Below are 25,248 nucleotides of genomic sequence, written 5' to 3'. Positions count from 1 at the left end.
GCTAACCCTCCATCGGCACAAAATTTCCAACGATAATCCCCACAATCCGAGGATCTTCCTCATAGGAGATGAAAATGTCCTTGTATTTAGGATTTATAGAAACCAGACGCAAACCATCTTCCTCCCGATAGACCCGTTTGATATAGGTCTGGTTGTTGCAGACCACTGCATAAACTGCCCCATCATAGTCAAATCCTGTTTCCCGAATCAGAGCCACTGAACCATTTTGGTATTTAGGTTCCATAGAGTCCCCAGACACCCAGGACGCAAAATCATGGGCCAACTCCTCGTTAAAGTAAACCGTATCAAAATTCTGGTCATCGTAGACCGAAGCCCCGATCCCTGCTGACATACGTTCATAGACACGGTACTCGTAGAGGCGCTCTGGCATGGTCGTCACCTTCTGTGTTTGTTCCTCTTGAGCTAGGTTGCGAGCATAGAGCACAACCTTGTCCTTCCCTTGCTTGGAGAGGCTATTGTAGAGACGAACAATCTCGATCTGAGTGAAATATCCCTTTGCCACCTTTAAAATATTTTCTAGCTGGGCAACCTTCTCCTTGGATGGTTCCTTAATTCCACGTTCCCAAGCCGAGTAAGCCTGAAAACTAATCCCTAATTCCTCTGCAATTTCCTTCTGTGTCAATTTTAACTCTTTTCTCCGAGCCTTGAGTTTTTCTGGTTGGTACATGATTCACCCCCTAGTGTGATGCTTTATTGAGAATATCTCTCTTAGAAAGACAAATCGACGGTTGAGCTTACATCTCTAAAACTCAACCAATTCGGTTTAGTTTTATTATATAAAAAAAGTGGACGATTGTCCACTGGGAAAATCAAATTTTAACAGACATACCTGGAGATTCTGAACAAAAAACTGACCTAGATCTAGCAACTCCTACTCTAATTTTTGCAACAGCTTTACAACTTGACGATTTTCAATCCTCACATAGTATACACCACTATCATTGACAAGTTTATCCTCTTTATACTTAGCAATTTTGACAGCATAAAGACCGCGTGGTAGGGGTTGGTTGGCAAAAAATTCCTTCATGAGCGCTTCAAGCTCTTTAAGATAGTCATCATACAAGAGATCTCTTTTTTCTTTTGGAACGAAATACTGAAATTCAAATGTCGGTATAAAAATCTCTTTTTGGAAAAGATATTGAGAATCCATTGGGTACATTCCTTGCAGAGCTTGGCCCTTGCTTTGATTTTCCTCTAATATTTCATTATAAAGATAGATATTATCAGATTGGTTATTAAATTCAAAACCAATACCTTGATACTTCAAATCCGGCAGTTTAGGATCTTTGATTGAACTGTCCAGTGTTTTTAAAAACTCGCTGGTGCCTGGACTAACTTCAATCCCTAAATAGGCTAATTCTGGGAAAACATCATAAATTTTTTTACCATTTTTGTAATCGACCTCTGCATCTGTCTTTCCATATGTTTCACTTTTCGAAAAGCGAGTATAGTATTTAAATCGAGTTTTAACCTGATAGGTTTTTCCAGCTATATTTTCACTATAGGTACCATGGATTATAAATCCTCCCACACTTGTATAGTTTTTCTCGTATTTTTCTAACTCAAACTGTCCTGTAAGACCGTAATCTTGATAAGAACGATGCACAGCTTGCTCAATCTCAGTTCGACTTGCATGGGCAAATAGCCCCCACATATCCATTAGAGAAAAAATCGGACTGAACACTGTGAAGATTACCATTGGAATCACTATGGATAAGCAACCTATTAATAGCCAATTTCTTTTCTTGGCGTTTCCTTCAGATTTTTTAGCAGTTTTCTGTTTCCTTTTTAAAATTAGAATAAGCAAAACCAAAATCCCTAATACTAATAAAACCAATCTACAATCTCCTTTTATCGTGGATAGCTGTTAACAGGTGTATAGGAGGCTGACAGAAATACTCGTCTCACCTGCTAACTTATCCTGAAATCCATAAACTCGTCTGAAACGAGGAGCAACCCTTGTCTCATTATACCACATGGGCAATGCCGTGAGAATACGAGAAAAGCAAAAGAAAACCACCTGAACATCATTCAGGTGGTTAGCTTCATGATACTAGAAATAGTCCCTATAAACCTTTATCTCTTCTTAGACTTCTTGACATGTTCCTTGTACATTTTTGACTTCTTTCCATACCATTCTTCGATGGTATAGCCATACTCTTCACGGTATTTCTCTTGATTTTTATTGACTGCATTCAAGTTCTCTAGAGTTACTACATTGGATTTAAACAATGATACCAAAAATAGGCCTAGGAAAATAGGTGCAATAGGTAACAAAGCAAGCAACAAATGTGCCAGAAGGTTATTAAGACCATGGGTAAAGAGATTGATTCCAGACATTAATAGCTATAAAAACAAAATAACATTATTCTTTTCTAACATCTGAAAAAGTTAGCTGAACAGGAATTTTTCTTAAAATCCTCCCTTTTTCAAGACAACCTGCAGAGTTTCAGGAGAAATTGGGTCGACCAGAACATACTTGGCATCTAGCATATAGATGCCCTCAGTCAACGACTCTAAGAACTGTCGATAAGGAACCTCGGCTAGTTTCTCCCCATCGGCTGTCATGATGAATAATCGTGCTACTGCAACCTTACTTCCTCGATACTGTTGCAAATATTGAGGTTCTAGCTCTGGTTGAGCCGGCAAAATAGTTCGTCCTTCACTATTTAGATAATTGATAGGGATAATGATGTCCTCTCCATTTTGCTCTACTTTAAAAACTTGCTACTCAGAGTAATAAGCATTCAGCTGTTGGGTAAAGCGCAAACGCTGGTCATAACTATTTAAGAGTTGCTCGTCCGGCACATGGATAATCTGCCCTAGGTAGAGTTCATTGATGTAAATAGGACGTTTCACTCCCATAATTTCCACGATGAGATGAACTTTTACTTCCTTAGTCAATTCTGAAAGAGCTGATAAGAAAATATCTGTGAAATGAAATTCTAGAATAGAATCTTTATCATACGCCACACCATTATGTTCACATACAGTTACGTATAAGAGAATGAGCAAGGTTTTCAAGAACATCAAGGCCCCAGTCCAGTCAGAAGCTGTCGCCAAATCTGGAACAGATACCTGATAAGCTTGACCATCAAAAGATAGACGGAACCCTAAACTAGACTTCTCTTTGACCCCAAACTGAACAGAATGGAAATCCGAAATAAGAGAGTCTGCAGATGGCTTTAAGCCCGCATCCTTAGCGGAAACGCTGTAACATTCAAAGAGTTCTGCTTGAAGCACCTCACCAATTCTTAGTGATTGGTTACTTTTTATTGTAAAAATAACTGATTTCATATTTTTCTCCTTCGGTCTACTGGCAAATCCTTTCTACGACGTAGAATCGTTACTTCGCTGACAGGGATTTTTCCTGATGCATACATTGTCTGGCCATATTTCTCATCCAATAATTCCGCATCATCAGCTAAATTGTTTTCAATTAGAAATTTTTTATCAAAAACCAGGAGTCGCACATAAGAATCGGGTGCTGTAAAATCATCATCCCCATGCTTGTGACCAGCCATTGTAAATTCCTGACCTTTATATAGGACACTATCATAAACCGAATACCTCTGACTAACCTCACTATAAGGCACAAGCTTCCCGTATACGCCTTCTCCGGCATCATCTACATAGAAACTATAGGGAACGTAGCCTTCTTCCAACATCGCTGGATCTTTTGAAAGTAGGATATAGTCATTTATATAATTCACAAAATTAGAGTATACTTTATTTTGGTAAACTAGAAATTCTTTACGCATACTAACCCTCCACATATTCCATTATACCATCTTTATTAACCCTACCAACCAAGACTTCCTCGCCTCCGACATTTAGATATAATTTAGAACCTTCCTTGAGTCTACTTCCATCTGAATGAAGATATTCTGGAACCAAAAACTCGTCTGAATCTGATTTTATGAAGCCATTTCCACTAGCAGGGTCTATTACTTTCTTAGGCTCACCTGTAGATTGATTCTTTATAATATTACCATCGGTATCAATTAAATTCCCTTCCATATCCCCATATGGAATTTGAATATAGCCCGTCTCATCAGTAGTGTACTCTAAGCGAAGGTATGCATCGGTTTTAAGAACTAAATTACCATTCTGATCACGTACTGCAACCCTATTGCCATTTGCATCAATCATAGTTTCAACAAATGGAGATCCTTCATAGTCCAGTCGCAAGCCTTCTACAGCTTCTCTGATATTAGTAATATTTTTCACATCCGAACGTTTGGCTGCATAGCCACCTGCTGTTGCTTTTTTCCTCCTATCGAATAGCCAAACCTCAGCTTCAATAGGCATAATCTTTTGCATGACTGTTGAATCATCTGGATACGGAATTGCATTACGAATATCAATCATCATGTCATATTCAGATTGTGTCATTTTGGTTACATGCGTATTCCTTAGTCGATTAAACTCATCCCAAGAAACACCATACTCTTTTAATTTTTGATCAATGATTGCTCGAGTTCTTGATTGACTTGGTGATGGATTCGCTGTCCCCTTCACCTTCGGCACGTCCACATCACCTGGCTTGACTTCGCTAACAGCCTTGACTGCGCTGTCGCCTGATACTTGCTTGACCTTCGGCCCATCCACGCTGACTGTTGGATGGGTTTTCAGTTTAGCGAGGGTCCCATCAGCTGAACTAGCTTTTAGATGCAGATCTTGCCTACTACTCAAACGTACATTAGCTGGATCCAGCTTGGGTATTTGCTTGCCTTGAAGTGAGATATCCAGATGAGATGTTTTGGTGCTTGGTACATCTACGGCCGGTGCTCCAAATTTTTTACCAATATAATTCCCTGCCGACTTCATCCCAATGCCCATCACTTGACCAAGCACCAAATTCTGAAGCGCTGCGTTCGGATCTTTATCTGTCGCAAAGGAGTAGATCACCTTGGAAACATCGTTTAGATCATCCGCATGTTTCCCTGCCGTTGCTAGACCTTTCAATACCGTAGAGCCGTTCTTTCCACTCTTAGCTAGTTTGGCCAGATAACCTGCCGAACCCATACTCACAAGAGTGACTGCTGCATCAATACCTGCCCATACTCGATCCTCTGTCGATAACTGATTTCCGGTAATCATCGTATGGCCATTAAATGCCGAATAAGCACTATCAGCCGCTAAGTAGGCCATACTAGCATAGGTGACTGTTAGCGAGGTCCCTCCTGTCACAGGAGCTAAGATTGTTCCTCCTGCCATACCTAAAAAGGCTACAACTTTGAGGGCCATATCCACATACTGAAGACTTTCCTTATTCTCTTCGTAGTAGCGACTGGCTTTGAGTCTCTGATAGTCTGGCAGTTGTCCTTGTACAGTAAAAGTTTACCAATAAAACATTGGTAAACTCTTGCTTCATTTATTCTATCATAAAAGAAAATACTTATTTCTTTGTAAAGTCATAGTTTAAACAGGTTTTATAACCAACCCTTAGCTTTTAAGAACTCATCGGGAATGCGTAATTCAATCTCGGCCATGATTTCTTTTAAGTATGTGTCCCAATTTGTTATACTTCCAAAATCATATTTTTCTTTAGGGAGTGAGATTCCAATCCCTTTACTAATCACTATATAAAAATCTGTAAAACTTAATTCATAGCCAAAATGAGCTTCATAATAATCGTAGGCTTTAAATTTAATACTAAACATGTGATGATTGGGTACATCTACCACATCGTAAATGGTCATGTCTGAAGCTCTATCTCCAAACGCTCTTTGAATACGTTCGCTCACTTCTGTCGCTAGCTCTTGCATACTTTTCACCATATTAACACCTCCGGATTCTTTCATCGCCAACCCTTGGCTTTTAAATATTTCTCTGGGATATAGGACTCGATTTCTAATATGATTTCTTTTAGGTAGCTGTCCCAGTCACTTATTTCGCTGTAATGGCTATTGGGCTTAGAAATCACTTTTTCTTTGTTAAGATTAAGAAGTAGGTGAATTTCAAATAAATCGTTTTCGTATATAAATCTTACCCCTGCAAAGTTATAGATGAGAAAATCCAGTTTAAATGTATGACGATTGGGTTCATCAACTATATCATCAAACACTATATCATTAATCTTATCTTTAAATACTCTTTTAACTATATCAAAAAATTCATCTGATAAAATATCCATATTATTTAATTCCATACCAGTATCCCCCTTTGGGTTTTAATCCCTTATATCCATGTTGTTCTTGCAAATAATCCCATTCCCACCGTAAGGCAGATTTTTTATATTCTTCTAACTTAGGATTATGAGAAAATCGAATGGTCTTGCCTTGCGCAACCGCATCATCCAATGCTGGCTTATTAAATGCTTCAAACATTTGTTTTCCTCGGCTGTCTAAGTTATAGGCTTTCGTCAATTTATCCCAATCATCTCCTAAGCTAAAGTAAGTGGTATCTCCAGCCTTGCTGATGTATGAATTTGGACCAGGTGTACTCCAATCTTGAGTCCCGTCAGGTCTAATTGTAGGCTCATATTTACCTAATGTCATTGTATCCGAGTCAGGGTTGATTACACTCTTCGTCCGATACATTTCATACTCTTCCAGTGGCATATTTTTTATTGGAGATGTTGTTGATTGACTTGGTGATGGATTTGCTGTTCCCTTCACCTTCGGTACGTCCACATCACCTGGCTTGACTCCGCCAATAGCCTTAGTTGCGCTGTCGCCTGATACTTGCTTGATCTTTGGCACATCCGCACTAACTGTTGGATGGGTTTTCAGCTTAGCCAGTGTCGTATCAGCTGGGCTGGCTTTCAGATGCAGATCTGGCCTACTACTCAAACGTACATTAGCTGGGTCCAGCTTGGGTATTTGCTTGCCTTGAAGTGAGACATCCAGATGAGATGCTTTAGCGCCTGGTAGATCTACGGCTGGTGTTCCAAATTTTTTACCAATATAATTCCCTGCCGAGTTCATCCCAAGGCCCATCACTTGACCCAGCACCAAATTCTGAAGCGCTGCGTTCGGATCTTGATCTGTCGCAAAGGAGTAGATTACCTTAGAAACATCGTTTACATCATCCGCATGTTTCCCTGCTGTTGCTAGCCCTTTCAATAACGTAGAACCGTTCTTGCCACTCTTAGCTAGTTTGGCCAGATAACCTGCCGAACCCATACTCACAAGAGTGACTGCCGCATCAATACCTGCCCATACTCGATCCTCTGTCGATAACTGATTTCCGGTAATCATCGTATGACCATTAAAGGCCGAATAAGCACTATCAGCTGCTAAGTAGGCCATACTAGCATAGCTGACTGTTAGCGATGTCCCTCCTGTCGCGGGTGCTAAGATTGCTCCTCCTGCCATACCTAAAAAGGCGACAACTTTGAGGGCCATATCCACATACTGAAGACTTTCCTTATTTTCTTCGTAGTAGCGACTGGCTTTGAGTCTCTGATAGTCTGGTAGTTGTCCAGGATAGCGAACAGCTACGATTTCCTCTGCACTCTTACCTTCTAAGGCCTTGATTTGTTCATCTGATAGCTGATCCTTTTTAGCCATCATCTCCTTAACAGCTTTTATACGATCATCATAGACATCCTTGGCGGCTTGAATGGGACTTGCCTTGCCATCTAGGATTTCTGACAGAGTATAGGACTTCTGTTCGGTGGTGTCAATATAGACAGAAGTACCGTCAGCCTTATATCCGGCTAAGACTTTCTTTGGCACTGTTTGTTTCGTATACTTGCTCTTATAGGGTTTATTGGCTCCATTAACATCATTTAATGTCACGAAGGCCGCATCCATCCCCTTGGTGAACTTGCTATCTATATTCTGCATGATGTCTGAATGAATCTTCTTCGTCTTCGAGACCATCTTGAATATCCGATTCAGAGATTTGTCAAATGTTGTACTATCCTTTGTCGTCCCTAATGAAGCTTCCCCATTTTGAACATAGAGATCTTCAACTCCCTCGTCTGTTACAACCTTACCCGCCGCTTCGATATCATCCATGATATCACTCATTGACTTGAAATAACTACTGGACGAAATCAGAGGATAGGCTGGATCACCGGGAAAGTCGGGTTTATTACTATAATACTTCGTCATTGGTCCCCACTTTCTTTTGCATCTGCTTGACGGTTTTTCATGATTTGTTCAACGGAGCCTTTGGAAACTACTTTATTACATTATACCACAAAAAGAGAGCGTCATTCGCTCTCTTTATCACTCTGGTAATTCTACCTTCAAGCTCATATCCGTCGGTTGCAATACCTTCTGAACAGCAGCCAGAAAGGCTAGCCCATTATCAGATGGAGAATACTGGAATGTGATATGGATGACTTTTTTGTCAAAGTTATCGCCATATCTCTCCACATACTGCTTGCTTTCGAGGAAGTAGATATAATTGTTAATTTTTTCCTGCAGAATTTCAAGATGAACTGTTTCTATCTCTTCCTGCCAGCCGACTGAATCCACCAGAAGAACCTCTAAATGATTATCAACTGTACCAATAGCATCAAGTTCAGTTGGCTTGAGTTCTGAAGAGATGGCTTTTTTTACAAGAGCTTTAAACTCTTCAACATCAAACAACTCACGTTGATCTTCTATATTTGATAGCATAGTTTCAGGATGATTACGTATGTAGTTTCTATCAATATCATCTTGCTTACTTAAGGGCCAGCGCCCTGTTTCAGCATAAATCATGACTTCATATGCTCCCCTAGAAGATTCAAATGCTTTATCCATCAGTTCCTTATTGATAGGATAGCAAACTTCTGGACCCATGGCTCCTCCAATTTCTTTAAAGAAGCCAATTTCGTAATAACCATTTGTCTCATATACAACAAATCCATCGCCTTTATGTACAATCGTATCTGAATGATTATAATCATTTAACTCATCTGCCTTTGGCCAACGATGGTGTTCACAATAAAACATTACTTCTAAAGAATCTTGTTCTGATTTTGAAACACGTTCTGCTAATTCTTGGCTAATGGGATAGTTAAGCACTTCTTTCCCTCTACTCCAAAGGATCTGATAATCATTATTGTCTTTTAATATCGTACAATTTTTGTATTGCTGAATTTCTATTGCCATACAAACACCTATTCAAATACCTTTCCTATTGTATAATCACCTGGTTTAAATTGATCTACAACTGCCTCTGGTATACCGCCCTTTGTAAAACCTCCTAGTTCCCAAAGGCCTTGCCAAGCACCTGGTTCATTGCCTGACGGCATACGTAAATTTTTAGGATTTTTAACATTAATAGTAAGAGGTGAATCACCTAAATACCCTCTATCAAAGCCCAATAGTTCCTCTAATACTCTCGGATTCCCATCTGATGCCAATACAGCTTTATCATATATAAATTTTGGCATTACATAATGTCCCTTTTCTGGTCCAATATTCCCACCAAATTTCATCACAGATTTATTATATCCTTCTTTACTGATAACCTTCACAACTCCATCCTTAAACATATTTAGATGTGTCTCTATCTCTTGGTGTGAAATATATCTGGAAGGATCTAAACGTTCACCGTTTTCTGTACTAATCAAACCGTCAATGATTTTTCTAGATATATCTGGCCGCTTTAGTTTTTCCAGCTCCATCTTAAAGTTTTCAATTTTTTGATTGCTACTATTGATTACATCAATCCTAGTTCCCTTCGGAATTTCTACACCGCCAACAAATTTGCCTTTCCCCTTACCAACAATGACTCCGCCATTTCTTTCGATATTATCGAGGATCGCTTGGCGTTTGGAAGAAATATTGCTAGATGCAGTATAGTCTTGAATACGAATCTTACCATTACTATCAAAACCAATGGCGTCGACTTGTACCTTTTTTATCTGCCCGTCAATAATAGTTGCTATTGTAATTCGATTCTCAACATGGCTAGCAATCTGTTTAAAGTTTTCAGTTTGAGCTACCTTAAACTCTTTACCTGCAGTTTGATTCTGCTTCAGGTTATTAACCTTTAGCTTCCAATCTGACATAGAGAGCGGTTGTTCTCCCAAGCTTGTCTTTTGAGCGACATAATTATTATAATCAGCCCTAATTTGCTTCATCTTCGGCCCATCCACGCTGACTGTTGGATGGGTTTTCAGCTTGGCAAGACTCATATCAGCTGGGCTGGCTTTTAGATGCAGGTCTGGCCTACTACTCAAACGTACATTAGCTGGATCCAGCTTGGGTATTTGCTTGCCTTGAAGTGGGATATCCAGATGTGATGCTTTAACGCCTGGCACATCTACGGCCGGTGCTCCAAATTTTTTACCAATATAATTCCCTGCCGACTTCATTCCAAGGCCCATCACTTGACCAAGCACCAAATTCTGAAGCGCTGCGTTCGGATCTTGATCTGTCGCAAAGGAGTAGACTACCTTGGAAACATCGTTTGCATCATCCGCATGTTTCCCTGCCGTTGCTAGCCCTTTCAATACCGTAGAGCCATTCTTTCCACTCTTAGCTAGTTTGGCCAGATAACCTACCGAACCCATACTCACAAGAGTGACTGCCGCATCAATACCTGCCCATACTCGATCCTCTGTCGATAACTGATTTCCGGTAATCATCGTATGACCATTAAAGGCCGAATAAGCACTATCAGCCGCTAAGTAGGCCATACTAGCATAGCTGACTGTTAGCGAGGTTCCTCCTGTCACAGGAGCTAAGATTGTTCCTCCTGCCATACCTAAAAAGGCTACAACTTTGAGGGCCATATCCACATACTGGAGACTTTCCTTATTCTCTTCGTAGTAGCGACTGGCTTTGAGTCGTTGATAATCTGGTAGTTGTCCAGGATAGCGAACAGCTACGATTTCCTCTGCACTCTTACCTTCTAAGGCCTTGATTTGTTCATCGGATAACTGATCCTTTTTAGCCATCATCTCCTTGACAGCCTTTATACGATCATCATAGACATCCTTAGCCGCTTGAATGGGACTTGCCTTGCCATCTAGGATTTCTACTAGATTATAGGACTTCTGTCCGGTGGTGTCTATATTCCAATTATACCACAAAAAGAGAGCGTTTCCGCTCTCTTTATTACTCCGGTAATTCTACCTTCAAACTCATATCTGTGGGTTGTAACACTTTCTGAACCGCCGCAAGAAAGGCCAATCCATTATCAGATGGAGAATATTGGAAGGTAATATGGATGACTTTTTTGTCAAAACTATCGCCATATCGTGCCACATACTGCTTGCTTTCGAGGAAGTAGATATAGTTATTGAGTTTTTCTTGAAGTTTCAAGAGATGCTCTTCTTCGGTATCTGGAAGCCAAAGATTGCCATCTATTAATAAAAGTTCCAAGTCTGTATCACTCGTTCCGATTGCATCAATTTCTGAAACATCTAACTGAATAGGGATACTTTTAATTCTACATCTAAACTTTACAATCTCATATAATTCTTCAATAGCATCCTTTTCTCTTTCAAAACTAGCTTTTTCATATAACTGTTGACGTTCAGTCACCTCATACACTATAAATCTATTTGCACTTAAATCCTGATAATACCCTATTGCAAACTGCTTTAAAACTTTTTTATTTAAGTACACAGTATAATATCTAAGTTTGTTATTATTAAATTTTAAAAAGTCTAATAATTCCTGTTTTGTCATCAAAATTCCTCCATCATCCCTAAATCTAACATTACATCCCCCCTAAAAGGTGTTACAATCTGTTCAGCACCACCTGACATATCTCCCCATTCTGCTGCTTTCCCATGAACTCCATATTTAATGTCTTCGTACGACATATTTAACTCATTTGAAGTCTTTTCTAAATAAGTTCTATAATCAGCAGAATAACCTGCAAAATCTTTCTGTGATACACCTTCAATTCCTTCTTCTCTCAAAATCCTATTAAAAGTCTTGATATCACCTTCACTGATAGCATCAATTTTGTCAAAATAACTATCGGTTTTAAATTCACCGTTATGGTAAGCTTTAAGATTTTCAACATATGGAATTGAACGTTGACTGTACGTATATGGCCCTTCGCTAGGAATATCCGAGAAGTTACCTCCTCCCATATGCCCAAATCTGTCCCATCGCTTTGGTAAACCAGAAGTTCTCGTTATAGGACGTACAGTTCCTTTTTTAAATCCTAATCTTTCTGGCCAATCATATGAAATCCAACCATCTTCAATTGATTTAACATATTGAACATCAGAAGGGACATTGATATCTACTTTATCATCAAGCTCAGAAAAATACTTTTGAAGTTTTTGAACCTTTTCTTCTAAACTTAAGTCAGCTTTGTATAATTCACTGGTATACTGCGTCACCTTGTCAAAGCTTGATACTTTATCAATTGTAAAACTATCTGTTTGTTTGGAAATCACATCAATCCGAGTTCCTGGTTCAATTTTAGTACCACCCGTAAAGCGACCTTTTCCTTCGCCTACGACAGTACCGCCATATTTCGATAGATTATCCAGAATATCTTGGCGTTTAATGGACAAACCATCTTTCGCAGTTGTATAATCTTGAATGCGAATTTTTCCAGTTTCATCTACACCGACTGCTTTTAATTGGATACGCTGAATTTCACCTGCTGCATTACGTGTCTCAACGGTTATCCTAGTCTCGACATCTTTGAAATTTTTCTTGAAGTCATCAATCTTTGTAGTTGAAAACTCTCTGTAGTTAGCAAAATTTTGTTCAGATACGTTATTTTTCAGTTTCCAATCTGACATAGAGAGTGGTTTTTCTCCCACGCTCGTCTTTTGAGCGACATAATTATTATAATCAACCCTAATTTGCTTCATCTTCGGCAAATCCGCACTAACTGTTGGATGGGTTTTCAGCTTAGCCAAGGTTCCATCAGCTGGGCTGGCTTTCAAATGCAGGTCTGGCCTACTACTCAAACGTACATTAGCTGGATCCAGCTTGGGTATTTGCTTGCCTTGAAGTGGGATATCCAGATGAGATGTTTTGGTGCTTGGAACATCTACGGCTGGTACACCAAACTTTTTACCAATATAATTCCCTGCCGACTTCATCCCAATGCCCATCACTTGGCCAAGCACTAAATTCTGAAGTGCTGCGTTCGGATCTTGATTTGTCGCAAAGGAGTAAATCACCTTGGAAACATCGTTTACATCATCCGCATGTTTCCCTGCCGTTGCTAGACCTTTCAATACCGTAGAGCCGTTCTTTCCACTCTTTGCTAGTTTGGCCAGATAACCTACCGAACCCATACTCACAAGAGTGACTGCTGCATCAATACCTGCCCATACTCGATCCTCTGTCGATAACTGATTTCCGGTAATCATCGTATGGCCATTAAAGGCCGAATAAGCACTATCAGCCGCTAAGTAGGCCATACTAGCATAGGTGACTGTTAGCGAGGTCCCTCCTGTCACAGGAGCTAAGATTGTTCCTCCTGCCATACCTAAAAAGGCTACAACTTTGAGGGCCATATCCACATACTGAAGACTTTCCTTATTTTCTTCGTAGTAGCGACTGGCTTTGAGTCTCTGATAGTCTGGCAGTTGTCCAGGATAGCGAACAGCTACAATTTCCTCTGCACTCTTACCTTCTAAGGCCTTGATTTGTTCATCTGATAGCTGATCCTTTTTAGCCATCATCTCCTTAACAGCTTTTATACGATCATCATAGACATCCTTAGCCGCTTGAATGGGACTAGCCTTCCCATCTAGGATTTCTGCTAGACTATAGGACTTTTGTTCGGTGGTATCTATATTACATTATACCACAAAAAGAGAGCGTTTCCGCTCCCTTTATTACTCTGGTAATTCTACCTTTAAGCTCATATCAGTCGGTTGCAATACTTTCTGAACAGCTGCGAGGAATGCTAGGCCGTTATCTGATGGAGAATACTGGAATGTGATATGGATGACTTTTTTATCAAAGTTATCGCCATATCTCTCCACATATTGCTTGCTTTCGAGGAAATAAATATAGTTGTTGAGTTTTTCTTGAAGCTTCAACAGATGTTCTTCTTCTAATGACTCTATCCATTTGTTTTCATCAATCAACAACAACTCTAGATGGTCATCTGAAACACCCATCGCATCAATACTTGTAACGTCTAGTACAATTGGCCATACTTCTGCAACTAATTTAATTTTTCTTCTATTCTTATTTTCCTCTTTCTTTTGCTCATTAACAATATATTCTACTTTGTCTTTATCACAGCTTTTGAAAAGCTCCATAGAATCAATTAAATTACAAATATTACGGTAATAATCAACCTTTTTCTCATTAGGAAGATTATAAATACTTTCAAGAACAATAGGTACTATGTTCTCCACATCAATGATAAAAGGTAAAGCATCATATTCTCCCAGTAAATCTTCTTGTTTTTTGATAAATGATACAACTTGATACAAATGTATAGTATCCTGACTAGAAGCTAACTCCTTTAAAATATCTAAAACTCGATCTGGAATATCAAAATCTCCGCCTACATAAATTGGATAAAGGCAATATTCTATCAAAATATGGGTATCCGTAATATCTTGATAATATGAATCTCGATGACCTATCCTATACTCGGGATCAATACCTAATAAAGCATCTATTTCTCTGTGATTTTCAATTGCTTTTTTATACCTCATAATATCCCACTCGGTATCTGTTTTTAGTCTATATGTCTTCATTTATTTACTCCATTAGTTTATTCTGCCTATTTCTAGGTATTTACTTGCACTATTGTTGAATGATGGTATTAAAACTTTGTCTTATTATAGCATAAAATAAATACAGAAATAATAAAATAGGGAACTTAAGGAAAAAGAAAACCACCTGAAAAACTATCAGATGGTAAACTTTTCAATCTTGAACAGGCTAATAAGTTTCTTTGAATGTTAGTTTTGTGATAACTTCTGCAAAATTTCAGGAGAAATTGGGTCTACAAGAACGTATTTGGCATCCAACATATAGATACCCTCGGTCAACGACTCTAAGAACTGTCGATAAGGAACCTCGGCTAGTTTTTCTCCATCGGCTGTCATGATAAATAGTCGTGCGACTGCAACCTTACTTCCTCGATACTGTTGCAAATATTGAGGTTCTAGCTCTGGATGAGATGGTAAGATTGTTCGTCCTTCACTATTTAGATAGTTGACAGGGATGACGATATCTTCACCATCCTGCTCTACTTTAAAAACTTGTTGCTCAGAGTAATAAGCATTTAGCTGTTGGGTAAAGCGCAAACGCTGGTCATAACTATTTAAGAGTTGATCATCCGGCACATGGATAATCTGCCCTAGATAGAGTTCATTGATGTAAATAGGACGTTTCACTCCCATAATTTCCACGATAGGATGAACTTTTACTTCCTTAGTCAATTCTGAAAGAGCTGGTAAGAAAATATCCGTGAAATGAAAATCAAGAATGGAATCTTTATCATAGTCCACGCCATTATGTTCACACACACTTACATCTAAGATAAGGAGCAATGTTTTCAAGAACATCAAGGCCCCAGTCCAGTCAGAAGCTGTCGCCAAATCTGGAACAGATACCTGATAGGCTTGACCATCAAAAGATAGACGGAACCCTAAACTAGACTTCTCTTTGACTCCAAACTGAACAGAATGGAAATCCGAAATAAGAGAGTCTGCAGATGGCTTTAATCCTGCATCCTTAGCGGAAACGCTGTAACATTCAAAAAGATCTGCTTGAAGAACCTCACCAATTCTTAGAGATTGATTGCTTTTAATTGTAAAAATAACTGATTTCATAACAAACTACTTTCTTACTATCTTGACTATATAGGGAGATTTTTTCGAGTTCGAATTAAAGAAAACTTTTCTGCCTCGATTGGTAAAGAACAGTAATACAAATGTCCATACCTACTTTCAACTAAATTCTCCTTCTTCCATAGCCCATTTCTTTTTAAAAATTGTATATCATCAGAAACGATCGTTACCCATGAATTAGGCTTATCTAAATTATCATCACTTCGTTGAAAGATATCCCATTTCTGTTCATTAAACCAAATATGATCTATAATTTTATATTTTTTTTCAACCTGTTTTTCTGTCAAGTATTTTCTATATTGTTTCAACTCTGAATCAAATAATTTATAGCCATTATTCTCTGACAAAGGATCATAAGAAATCAAATAATATCCTGTACTATCACGATCAAAGTATTGGTGTTCAATTCCATCAACCACTATGTATAATTTATCCATCATCCCTCCACGTAATACATTTTACCATTTTTCACAACTCCAACTAATACTTCCTCTCCTCCAACGTTCAGATACATTTTTGACCCATCAGTTAGTTTGACTGAAGGAAATTGGGTATCCGGATCAACTATTTTATACTCCGGAATCAAATATTCATCAGACTTAATGAATCCATTACCCGATGCTGGATCAGCATCTAGTTTTGTACCATCTCTATTACCTATCGGAATATCTATATAATCAGTGTCGTGTGTTCGAAATTCGATTCTGACAAATGCATCTGTTTTTAGTTTCAAATTACCATTCTGATCACGTACTGCAACCCTTTTGCCATTTGCATCAATCATAGTTTCAACAAATGGAGAATTTTCATAATCAAGGCGCAAGCCATTCACTGCATCTTCAATGGTTTTAATATCAACCACATCTCCTCTTTTTGATATGAATCCACCAACACCCCATCCTTTATCACCAAAATAATTATCTGCATTTTCAACTGGAATAATCTTCTGAAGAACAGTTTGTTCCGTTGGATTTGGTATTGATTTACGAATATCAATCATCATATCATACTCATATTGAGACATTTCAGTGATACGTGTATTCCTTAGCCTATTAAACTCATCCCAAGAAACACCATACTCTTTTAATTTTTGGTCAATGATTGCTTGAGTTGTTGATTGACTTGGTGATGGATTTGCTGTTCCCTTCACCTTCGGTACGTCCACATCACCTGGCTTGACTCCGCCAATAGCCTTAGTTGCGCTGTCGCCTGATACTTGCTTGATCTTTGGCACATCCGCACTAACTGTTGGATGGGTTTTCAGCTTAGCCAGTGTCGTATCAGCTGGGCTGGCTTTCAGATGCAGATCTGGCCTACTACTCAAACGTACATTAGCTGGGTCCAGCTTGGGTATTTGCTTGCCTTGAAGTGAGACATCCAGATGAGATGCTTTAGCGCCTGGTAGATCTACGGCTGGTGTTCCAAATTTTTTACCAATATAATTCCCTGCCGAGTTCATCCCAAGGCCCATCACTTGACCCAGCACCAAATTCTGAAGCGCTGCGTTCGGATCTTGATCTGTCGCAAAGGAGTAGATTACCTTAGAAACATCGTTTACATCATCCGCATGTTTCCCTGCTGTTGCTAGCCCTTTCAATAACGTAGAACCGTTCTTGCCACTCTTAGCTAGTTTGGCCAGATAACCTGCCGAACCCATACTCACAAGAGTGACTGCCGCATCAATACCTGCCCATACTCGATCCTCTGTCGATAACTGATTTCCGGTAATCATCGTATGACCATTAAAGGCCGAATAAGCACTATCAGCTGCTAAGTAGGCCATACTAGCATAGCTGACTGTTAGCGATGTCCCTCCTGTCGCGGGTGCTAAGATTGCTCCTCCTGCCATACCTAAAAAGGCGACAACTTTGAGGGCCATATCCACATACTGAAGACTTTCCTTATTTTCTTCGTAGTAGCGACTGGCTTTGAGTCTCTGATAGTCTGGTAGTTGTCCAGGATAGCGAACAGCTACGATTTCCTCTGCACTCTTACCTTCTAAGGCCTTGATTTGTTCATCTGATAGCTGATCCTTTTTAGCCATCATCTCCTTAACAGCTTTTATACGATCATCATAGACATCCTTAGCGGCTTGAATGGGACTTGCCTTGCCATCTAGGATTTCTGACAGAGTATAGGACTTCTGTTCGGTGGTGTCAATATAGACAGAAGTACCGTCAGCCTTATATCCGGCTAAGACTTTCTTTGGCACTGTTTGTTTCGTATACTTGCTCTTATAGGGTTTATTGGCTCCATTAACATCATTTAATGTCACGAAGGCCGCATCCATCCCCTTGGTGAACTTGCTATCTATATTCTGCATGATGTCTGAATGAATCTTCTTGGCACTCGTTAACATGCTATAAATACGCTTCATTGATTTGTCGAAAATAGCACTGTCTTTGGTCGTCCCTAATGAAGCTTCCCCATTTTGAACATAGAGATCTTCAACTCCCTCGTCTGTTACAACCTTACCCGCCGCTTCGATATCATCCATGATATCACTCATTGACTTGAAATAACTACTGGACGAAATCAGAGGATAGGCTGGATCACCGGGAAAGTCGGGTTTATTACTATAATACTTCGTCATTGGGCCCCACTTTCTTTTGCATCTGCTTGACGGTTTCGCATGATTTGTTCAACTGAGCCTTTGGGGTCTTTTCTAATGGCTTCTTTATCTTCGGCACTTGTGGTTGGTTCTTCTAACAAAAAGTTGGCAATCGATGTAGCTAAAACCTTATCTGTATTTACCATTTGATTATAAGTATTTTGCGCATGTCTATAGAGCACCTCGCTGAGTGTCTCAAACTCCTGTGCTTTCAGATAATACGAACCTAGACCCCCATTCGTCTTACTGTTACTGATCAAATCATGATAGGCTCCCTCAGAGGATAGGTCGGGAAGTGTTGAAATGACATGTTGAATCTTGGTCGAAACTTGATTCGTAAGTGTGACTATATTAAGACAGTGGTAAATGAGTTGTTCTTGATCATTTAAAACGAGTTTGAAATCTACCCCCATATCACATCCTCACTTTCAATTTTTTTATTAGTTGTGTTTTTAGCTGTTCACTATCAATCGAACGGCGCATTTGCTTCGATACATCATATTCATATAAATGATGATCACTTGTTAGATAGATAATGTCTTGTGTATCTTTGGAAAACTCATTGATTCGGATACGAAGGGCCTCTTCATTCCCATGGTGGACTATCAAGCGCATAAATGCTTCCTCTTCCCATTGCGAATGAATATAATCTTTGATAGTATCATCAACTTCTTGTAAGACAGGGTGCATCTCCATCAAAAAGGCTAGGAAAACAGCACTACCTGCTCGGTCTAGTTGAAATTGATTGTCACCGACTTCCATGATAATAACAGCCATTCGTTTGAATTCATCTACTCCAGGCGCATAGGATAGGAGCTGATCAATCTGACAATGATAGTTAGCTTCGTGATACTCCTTCAAATACGCTCCATATTGAACACATTCTTCTGTAGGCCGATTATCAACGATAAGCCCCATCTCCTTTAAATCTTCAAAACCTTTCTCAATTACCCACAAAAGGTTGTCTTTTCTATTTTCATTCCCTTCAATAGCAGTTGGAAGTGGAAGGAATGCCAAATCATCTGAGTAATCATTAAATATATGTAGTGTGTATAAGGCTTCTAATGTAAATATCATGCGTTATCAATCTCCTTTATGACATTTGAAGTGGAGATAGAACCGAGTAATGTTTTTAAACCTGATACCACTTTCCTAAGTTCTTCTACACTCTTTCCATAGTCAGAATGATAGGATTTTAGAAATAGCTTTAGGTCTAAGTATTGATTCTTGCTTTCTCCCTTCCATTCCGTATCATTTGAGTCCAAACCAGATATCTCAGTATCTATACTAGAAAGAAGATTCACGATTTCATTCAATTCATTGATAACTGTGTCAATCTGACTATCATCATATGTTACTACATCACTTGCATAACTACTATCAATAGTATTAATATTTGTATCCATAGACACCTCCTTTTACCACCAAAGTTGTTCCCACCATGGTTTCCCTTTATTATATGCTGCTCTATTACTAGCTATGGCACTATCTAAATCTGATATTTTTTCCCCAAGAGTTGCATATAAATCTTTGAAGGACGAGTTCGCATCCTTGACAAAGTCAATGTACTCCTTAAGTGTCTTTTTATCAGATTCTAATTTTGACTTTAAGTTTGAAAGATAATGATATCCCTCATTACTATCGATTTTCGTAATAGTTTTATCACAAAGTTCAACATAGCCTTCAAAACGACTAAGGTCAACATCTGAATCCAAACCATGTGATTGGATAGAATTTCGTACTCTCTTGTACTTTTCTTTTTGGGCTTTATCACTATCAATTTGCGCTCTTAAACTCGCATCACTCATTTTTATCCTCCGTATCTTCCGTAGACTGTTCCTTAGCATGATTCTCTCTAAAATCTTTTTTGGATCTATCAATGACTCTACGCAATTCCTCATCATCAACTCCGGGAAGATGGAAATCATAGTTATGTGTCTCTTCTTTTGAAGATTCCGTTCCTGAACTTTCTGCCTTCGTGCTCTCTTCAGTAGAAGACGACGCTCCTGAATCTGAGGAGTTAGCTCTTTCAGAACTAGAAGAGCTTGATGTTTTAGGTGTTTTGCGGTCCAATTTTGGTATCTTATTGATTTCTTCAACACTAGGTATTGGCTTATTCACTTTAACTGGTCTGTAGAGCATCGCAAAAGAGAAGAATAAGGCCAAAATAGTTCCAATAGCTGCTAAAGTTCTTTTACTGGATTCTGATGAGGGAATTTTGACACCACTAGTGCTAAGCTCTTTCCATTCAGGATGCTCTTTTTCTATCTCTTTTTTTTGTTCCCATAGCGGAACTAGCAGAAAGTGATTAAAAGGCACAACTGTTCCCATAGCTGTTGCTGCAAGTGGGATAAATCTAGAAAGGTTAAAAATGAGTACTATGCCTAGTATTGCAAATATAGTAAAGAGAAGTATCACTAATCCTAAGCGAATTTTATATTCTTTTTTTATCCGCAGGTATTCTTCTTGGGTCATCTACTTATTACCTCTTTTTCCTATTGTTTTGTAATTTTCAATTTTGTTTGAACATTTTGATAATGAAGATAAATTTGATCATCTAGCAACGGTTCTTCACGTCCTGTAGTAGAACGAGTATAGATTGATTGCTCAGACATCTTCATTGCTATGATAGCAGTATCTAATTGAGTTTTCATGTATTTAGGTATGTCTGTATAACCCGATAGATACGATTTGTGAGTAGCAAAGATTAAATGCAGACCTACTCTCTGCCCTTCTTCCATCAACAGTGCCAGTTCATTTGGTTCAATATTACTTTCCGTCACAAATTGCCCAACATCTGTTATAACAACAAAATGTTCTAACATTCTACGCTGTTTTCTAGCAATAAGAACCTGTTCTTTCAAAGAATCAAGTATAGATCGGTAAGACATACCACTTCCTATGTAATGCTCAACCCTATCTGAAACTGAACGATATTCATCAATAGGATCGAAAATCGTAATAACTTCCTTATCAAATAAATGTAGAAGCAATTTGATTATATGATTTGTCGCAGCGTTCATAGCAGTATCCTTGTCTGACAAGACAAGTAAGTGCTTAAACCTGTCAATCGGTAAACTTGTTGTTTGTACTTCCTCAAACTCCAGACCAATTGGTAATTCATGGTTTTGAATCGCTTCTTGAGTTGTAGGCAGATTGAGAAATACATCCATCGTCAACTCCTCTGGCACCATCGGGATGGCACTTGGGCGCTGTCCGGTCCAGGCTTCTTGGAGGGAAGCGACTGCTTGGCGCAGGTTGTTGAGGACTTGAGTATCATTGGCTCCATAAACTGGGAGAGCCAGCTGGATGACATCCACCTCTTCACGCTTCATAAGGGCACGTCCCTTGATATCTTCCATAGTCATAGCAAGTGGTGTAGAGCCCACGATGGCCCGCACTTCACCTGCCTCATTTTGTGGCAGGCTCAACTGGTGCTTGAAGTTCGAGTAGAGCTGAGCACGAAGGTTGGTCTGGCGACCGGCTGTCACCAAGAGGTGAACCCCGATACTGAGACCTTCACGAGAGATACGCACCAAGAGCTTGAAGAGTTCCGCCTCATAGGCTTCTTCCTTGAAGGCTTCATAGCTATCTAAGAGGATGACAATAGCCGGTTCTTCCTGACCACTGGCCTGACGATAGAGGTCCAAGGTCCCAACTCCATAGTCCGCAAGGAGTTTCTTACGACGGTTGAGTTCTCTCTCCATGATTCGTACAAACTTAGAGATCTTCTCCGTTTGGTCCAAAAGCATGGTATCCGCCACCTGTGGAAGCTTGGACAATGGAGCCAAACCATTGGTACCAAAGTCCATCAAGTACATGGTAAGGGCCTTGGGACTGAATTTGCGAGCCAAGTCCATACCAGCTGTCTGAAGGAAGGTGGTCTTTCCTGTACCCGGACTTCCGTAGAGGAGGATATGACCATCCTTGGAGAGATTGATAGAGACAGCTTCCTGCTTCTGGGCCTGCGGGATATCCGCCATCCCCAAGAGGACAGAGAGTGGTTTCTCTTGTGTCCAGGCTACTGTCGGCTGCACTTCTTCCAGTTCGTCTAGCGTGATTCGCTCTTTGAGCGGTGGCAACCATGGCTGTGGCACTGGAGGAATCTCTTGTTCCTCACACAAGAGCTGGATATGGTGCACTATCGCATCCAACTCTGTTGGAACTTCCTTGATCTCATCCACATCTTCTAAGCCTGACAAGTCTTCATTCAAGATCTCATATTGGCCCAATTCATTGATCAGGTAGATAGTATGGTCCTCAATCCCCATATCGTCCTTGTCCGGCTGGTAATCTGCCCCTGACCAGGCTGACTGGAAGAGCTCATAGACTTCGTTATTCCCGACCTGTAGATAGGCACGTCCCGTCTGAGTGATCTCGGTTGCGTCCGGTGTATGAAGCATTTCATTCGAGTCCGAACGGTCCGCCACCTTAAGGGCGATCTTGAAGCGTGAGTTAGACCAGATCTGGTCATCCACCACACCAGATGGCTTCTGAGTAGCTAGGATCAAGTGGACCCCGAGGGAACGTCCGACCCGAGCGATGGATACCAGCTCCTTGATAAAGTCTGGCTGGTTGACCTTGAGCTCTGCGAACTCATCTGAGATGAGAAAGAGGTGAGGGAGCGGTTCTGTCGCTTCTCCGTTTTTAAATTTTTTCTGGTATTGATTGATATGGTTGACTTCAAACTCTCCAAAGAGTCGTTCACGACGATGGATCTCCGCATTGATCGAAGCCAGAGCCCGCATAGATTGGGCACCATCCAAGTTGGTAATCGTCCCCAAGAGATGGGGCAGATTTTTAAAGAGATTGGCCATCCCACCACCCTTGTAGTCAATCAGCAAGAAAGCCACATCATGAGGGTGGAAGTTAACAGCGAGGGATAGGATATAGGATTGGATGGTTTCTGACTTCCCTGAACCAGTCGTCCCTGCGATCAAACCATGAGGTCCATGGGCTTTTTCATGCAGATTGAGCTGAACCAGGTCATCCTGACCACGCAGACCAATTGGTACAGCCAAACTCTTGTAAGGTGCGTTCTTTTTCCAACGGCTCGATACCTGCAAATCCTCAAAGGTCTCCGCCCCATACATTTCCATAAAGGTCACAGAATCTGGGATGGAACTCTTAAGATTTTGGAGGTGATTGAGAGGTGCCAAGGTACGGGCGATCCGCTCCTTGTCATAATCTGCTGGGAAATGATCCAAACGGAAGTCCGTCTCTTTCAAGACTCCTTCTTCCATGACCAGTTGGCCTGTATTACGGTCCTTGATATTGATCACTGTCTGAATGTTCTCAGACAAGGAACTCATGACATCCTCTACAAAGATGAGAGAACAGCCTAATTCCGTTGGATCTTCAGTAAAGAACTCCATGATGATATGATCCAAAATCAGCTTCTCATCGGTCACTAAAACCACGTAATGAGGATGGAAGAGGGTGCTCTCCTTGTGGGATGCTTCTTCCTTTTGACTACGGCGTAGTTTCAAGATTTGGTTCAAACTATTCAGAACTTGGTCCCGTGTTCGTTGATTGTAGACAAAACCGCGGACATTGAGTTCTTGCAGTTTGGCATGAGGGAGCCAACGCATCCAAGACCATTGCTCTTTTTCCTCTTCAGGCAGGATCGTAATAAACTGCACATCATGATAAGAATGGAAAGTCGCTAGCTGCATCACCAAAAGTTGCAGTTGTTCTAGAACGAGATTTCTAGGTCCAATATAACCCACTGGTCCATGGCTGAGGTTTGCCGGGATTGGCATATCTGGGATCTTTTTGTGACGACTATAGAGAGCGTAACCCTCTTCTTCTAGAGCATCCTTCTTACCACTACGCTCCTGTTGACCGTATTTCAAGTCATAGCTAGTCGGCATTTTCCCGAGTCCCAAACGATAGTATAAAAAGTCAAAATGCAAGGGAGTCTTTTCGTAGATCCGGTGATTGTAACTCTCAACCAAGTCCGTCAATTCTAAAATCGTTGGAAAATGATAGTGCATCCCTTCTTTTTGTTCTCGTTCCAGACGAGTCAATTCCTTGACCTTATCTTTCAGGTAAAGACGATAGAGATCGACCCGTTCCTTCTTATCAGCCTTGTACTTTTTACGATTTTTGATAAAACCACGGATAGAAAAAATCATTGTGGTTATGGACATCCCTACTGTCGCAAGGATATAGATCCCTCGAGGTTGAATTAAGGTGATTAAGACGGTTACTCCGACCATCATCAGAGGAGGAACGATCAGCTTTAACAGTTCATCGCTCGGTTTAACCGGTTCCTGGCCTGGGGGATTGATCAAGATTTTATCTTCGCTGCCACGATAGATGATCCGTGGAGAACGATGATAATCTGGATAATCTTCATAAAAACCATATCGAGATGGTTCTCTCAGAGTCAGTTGTGGCCCAACTTGGGCAGGACCCTGGACCCATACTTCATCAGGATAGAACTTGATCGTCACCGCCCCTAGACTCAACTCATCTCCAAAACCAATCAATTGCTGGTCCATTTGTTCCAGATGATTGTTTCGATAAAATGCGCCTTTTAGTCGAGTTAGCTTCCATTGATTTTGGGATTTTTGGAGTAAGAGTTCAACATCTCCATCTAGTGTGATCAATGCACCTCTTTGAGAGCCAATCTGAAACTCTGATAAATCCAAAAGGTCATAAACCCTTGGCTCCCCTTCTCGGAGATAAAAGACGACCTCACCCAAACGCAGACCATCTTTCAAGAGTCCTGCTTCATCGTCGTACTGATAAAAGACCTCGTCACCATCGACCTTGAGCTGAATCGGTCTTTCCTGTTGAGAAAGGTAGACTTGGGCCTTTTCAGTCGCCCCGATCAAGACCGTCTTATCTGCACTCAGTTCTACTTCATAACGTAGACCTTGGCTGTAGAAAATGATTTGTTTTTTCATAATTT

General features: G+C 40.2%; 22 protein-coding genes and 1 pseudogene. All 23 read right to left on the bottom strand.

Going from position 1 to position 25,248, the window contains the following annotated elements; all coding sequences use genetic code 11:
• Position 1: 1 nt before the first annotated feature.
• The 23 genes and pseudogenes from CO686_RS00835 to essC all read right to left on the bottom strand — a co-directional run bounded on the left by CO686_RS00835 (position 2) and on the right by essC (position 25,243).
• Entirely contained in the window at positions 2–688 is a 687-nt protein-coding gene (locus tag CO686_RS00835) for a LexA family transcriptional regulator (RefSeq protein ID WP_061418048.1), read from the bottom strand.
• Between the two features lie 204 nt (positions 689–892).
• Positions 893–1,858, bottom strand: coding sequence for a hypothetical protein (locus CO686_RS00830; protein ID WP_096753391.1), 966 nt, complete (start codon positions 1,856–1,858; stop codon positions 893–895).
• Positions 1,859–2,097: 239 nt separating this feature from the next.
• A complete protein-coding gene (locus CO686_RS00825; RefSeq protein WP_101800409.1) occupies positions 2,098–2,361 on the bottom strand; it encodes a hypothetical protein in 264 nt (87 codons plus the stop codon).
• Between the two features lie 72 nt (positions 2,362–2,433).
• Positions 2,434–3,318 (bottom strand): annotated as a pseudogene (locus CO686_RS10535) (DUF4299 family protein).
• Entirely contained in the window at positions 3,315–3,782 is a 468-nt protein-coding gene (locus CO686_RS00815) for a UCP033725 family protein (RefSeq protein ID WP_096753390.1), read from the bottom strand. Before CO686_RS00815 ends, CO686_RS10535 begins: the two are co-directional and overlap by 4 nt.
• Position 3,783: 1 nt before the next feature.
• A complete protein-coding gene (locus tag CO686_RS00810) occupies positions 3,784–5,271 on the bottom strand; it encodes a hypothetical protein (RefSeq protein WP_096753389.1) in 1,488 nt (495 codons plus the stop codon).
• Positions 5,272–5,456: 185 nt separating this feature from the next.
• On the bottom strand, positions 5,457–5,804 hold the full coding sequence (locus tag CO686_RS00805; RefSeq protein WP_096753797.1) for a hypothetical protein: 348 nt from the start codon (positions 5,802–5,804) through the stop codon (positions 5,457–5,459).
• A 20-nt stretch (positions 5,805–5,824) separates the two neighbouring features.
• Positions 5,825–6,175, bottom strand: a complete 351-nt coding sequence (locus CO686_RS00800; protein ID WP_096753388.1) for a hypothetical protein — start codon at positions 6,173–6,175, stop codon at positions 5,825–5,827.
• Positions 6,162–8,087, bottom strand: coding sequence for a hypothetical protein (locus CO686_RS10395; RefSeq protein ID WP_096753387.1), 1,926 nt, complete (start codon positions 8,085–8,087; stop codon positions 6,162–6,164). The genes CO686_RS00800 and CO686_RS10395 overlap by 14 nt, the downstream gene beginning before the upstream one ends.
• Before the next feature lie 117 nt (positions 8,088–8,204).
• Positions 8,205–8,918 carry a DUF6572 domain-containing protein gene (locus tag CO686_RS00790; protein ID WP_234446885.1) on the bottom strand — a complete coding sequence of 238 codons (714 nt, stop codon included), beginning with the start codon at positions 8,916–8,918 and terminating at the stop codon, positions 8,205–8,207.
• 167 nt (positions 8,919–9,085) lie between these two features.
• The gene (locus CO686_RS00785; protein ID WP_096753385.1) at positions 9,086–11,008 is read right to left on the bottom strand and encodes a hypothetical protein; all 1,923 of its coding nucleotides are present in this window, start codon (positions 11,006–11,008) and stop codon (positions 9,086–9,088) included.
• Positions 11,009–11,033: 25 nt separating this feature from the next.
• Positions 11,034–11,609: a DUF6572 domain-containing protein gene (locus CO686_RS00780; RefSeq protein ID WP_084881304.1), complete on the bottom strand. Its 576-nt coding sequence runs from the start codon at positions 11,607–11,609 to the stop codon at positions 11,034–11,036.
• Entirely contained in the window at positions 11,609–13,579 is a 1,971-nt protein-coding gene (locus CO686_RS00775; RefSeq protein WP_172844163.1) for a hypothetical protein, read from the bottom strand. The genes CO686_RS00780 and CO686_RS00775 overlap by 1 nt, the downstream gene beginning before the upstream one ends.
• A gap of 159 nt (positions 13,580–13,738) precedes the next feature.
• Positions 13,739–14,617, bottom strand: coding sequence for an NAD glycohydrolase toxin immunity factor (gene ifs, locus CO686_RS00770; protein ID WP_070800532.1), 879 nt, complete (start codon positions 14,615–14,617; stop codon positions 13,739–13,741).
• Positions 14,618–14,824: 207 nt separating this feature from the next.
• Positions 14,825–15,700 (bottom strand): DUF4299 family protein, encoded by an 876-nt coding sequence (locus CO686_RS00765; RefSeq protein ID WP_070800533.1) that lies wholly within the window; start codon positions 15,698–15,700, stop codon positions 14,825–14,827.
• A 26-nt stretch (positions 15,701–15,726) separates the two neighbouring features.
• Complete coding sequence (locus tag CO686_RS00760) at positions 15,727–16,158, bottom strand: hypothetical protein (RefSeq protein WP_096753383.1); 432 nt, start codon at positions 16,156–16,158, stop codon at positions 15,727–15,729.
• Positions 16,155–18,311 (bottom strand): hypothetical protein, encoded by a 2,157-nt coding sequence (locus CO686_RS00755; RefSeq protein ID WP_096753382.1) that lies wholly within the window; start codon positions 18,309–18,311, stop codon positions 16,155–16,157. Before CO686_RS00755 ends, CO686_RS00760 begins: the two co-directional genes overlap by 4 nt.
• On the bottom strand, positions 18,308–18,742 hold the full coding sequence (locus tag CO686_RS00750; protein ID WP_070800582.1) for a hypothetical protein: 435 nt from the start codon (positions 18,740–18,742) through the stop codon (positions 18,308–18,310). The genes CO686_RS00755 and CO686_RS00750 overlap by 4 nt, the downstream gene beginning before the upstream one ends.
• Position 18,743: 1 nt before the next feature.
• A complete protein-coding gene (locus CO686_RS00745) occupies positions 18,744–19,406 on the bottom strand; it encodes a DUF5081 family protein (RefSeq protein ID WP_070800581.1) in 663 nt (220 codons plus the stop codon).
• The gene (locus CO686_RS00740) at positions 19,403–19,735 is read right to left on the bottom strand and encodes a hypothetical protein (protein WP_070800580.1); all 333 of its coding nucleotides are present in this window, start codon (positions 19,733–19,735) and stop codon (positions 19,403–19,405) included. Before CO686_RS00740 ends, CO686_RS00745 begins: the two co-directional genes overlap by 4 nt.
• A gap of 12 nt (positions 19,736–19,747) precedes the next feature.
• Positions 19,748–20,137, bottom strand: a complete 390-nt coding sequence (locus CO686_RS00735; RefSeq protein WP_070800579.1) for a hypothetical protein — start codon at positions 20,135–20,137, stop codon at positions 19,748–19,750.
• On the bottom strand, positions 20,130–20,804 hold the full coding sequence (locus CO686_RS00730) for a hypothetical protein (RefSeq protein WP_070800578.1): 675 nt from the start codon (positions 20,802–20,804) through the stop codon (positions 20,130–20,132). The genes CO686_RS00735 and CO686_RS00730 overlap by 8 nt, the downstream gene beginning before the upstream one ends.
• A gap of 20 nt (positions 20,805–20,824) precedes the next feature.
• Positions 20,825–25,243 carry a type VII secretion protein EssC gene (essC, locus tag CO686_RS00725; RefSeq protein WP_096753381.1) on the bottom strand — a complete coding sequence of 1,473 codons (4,419 nt, stop codon included), beginning with the start codon at positions 25,241–25,243 and terminating at the stop codon, positions 20,825–20,827.
• Between the last annotated feature and the right edge of the window lie 5 nt (positions 25,244–25,248).

Origin of the sequence: Streptococcus oralis (genome assembly GCF_002386345.1) — a bacterium.
Classification (GTDB): Bacteria; Bacillota; Bacilli; order Lactobacillales; family Streptococcaceae; genus Streptococcus; species Streptococcus oralis_S.
Note: the sequence above shows the minus strand (reverse complement) of the source record. Positions and strands in the feature narration are given on the sequence as shown.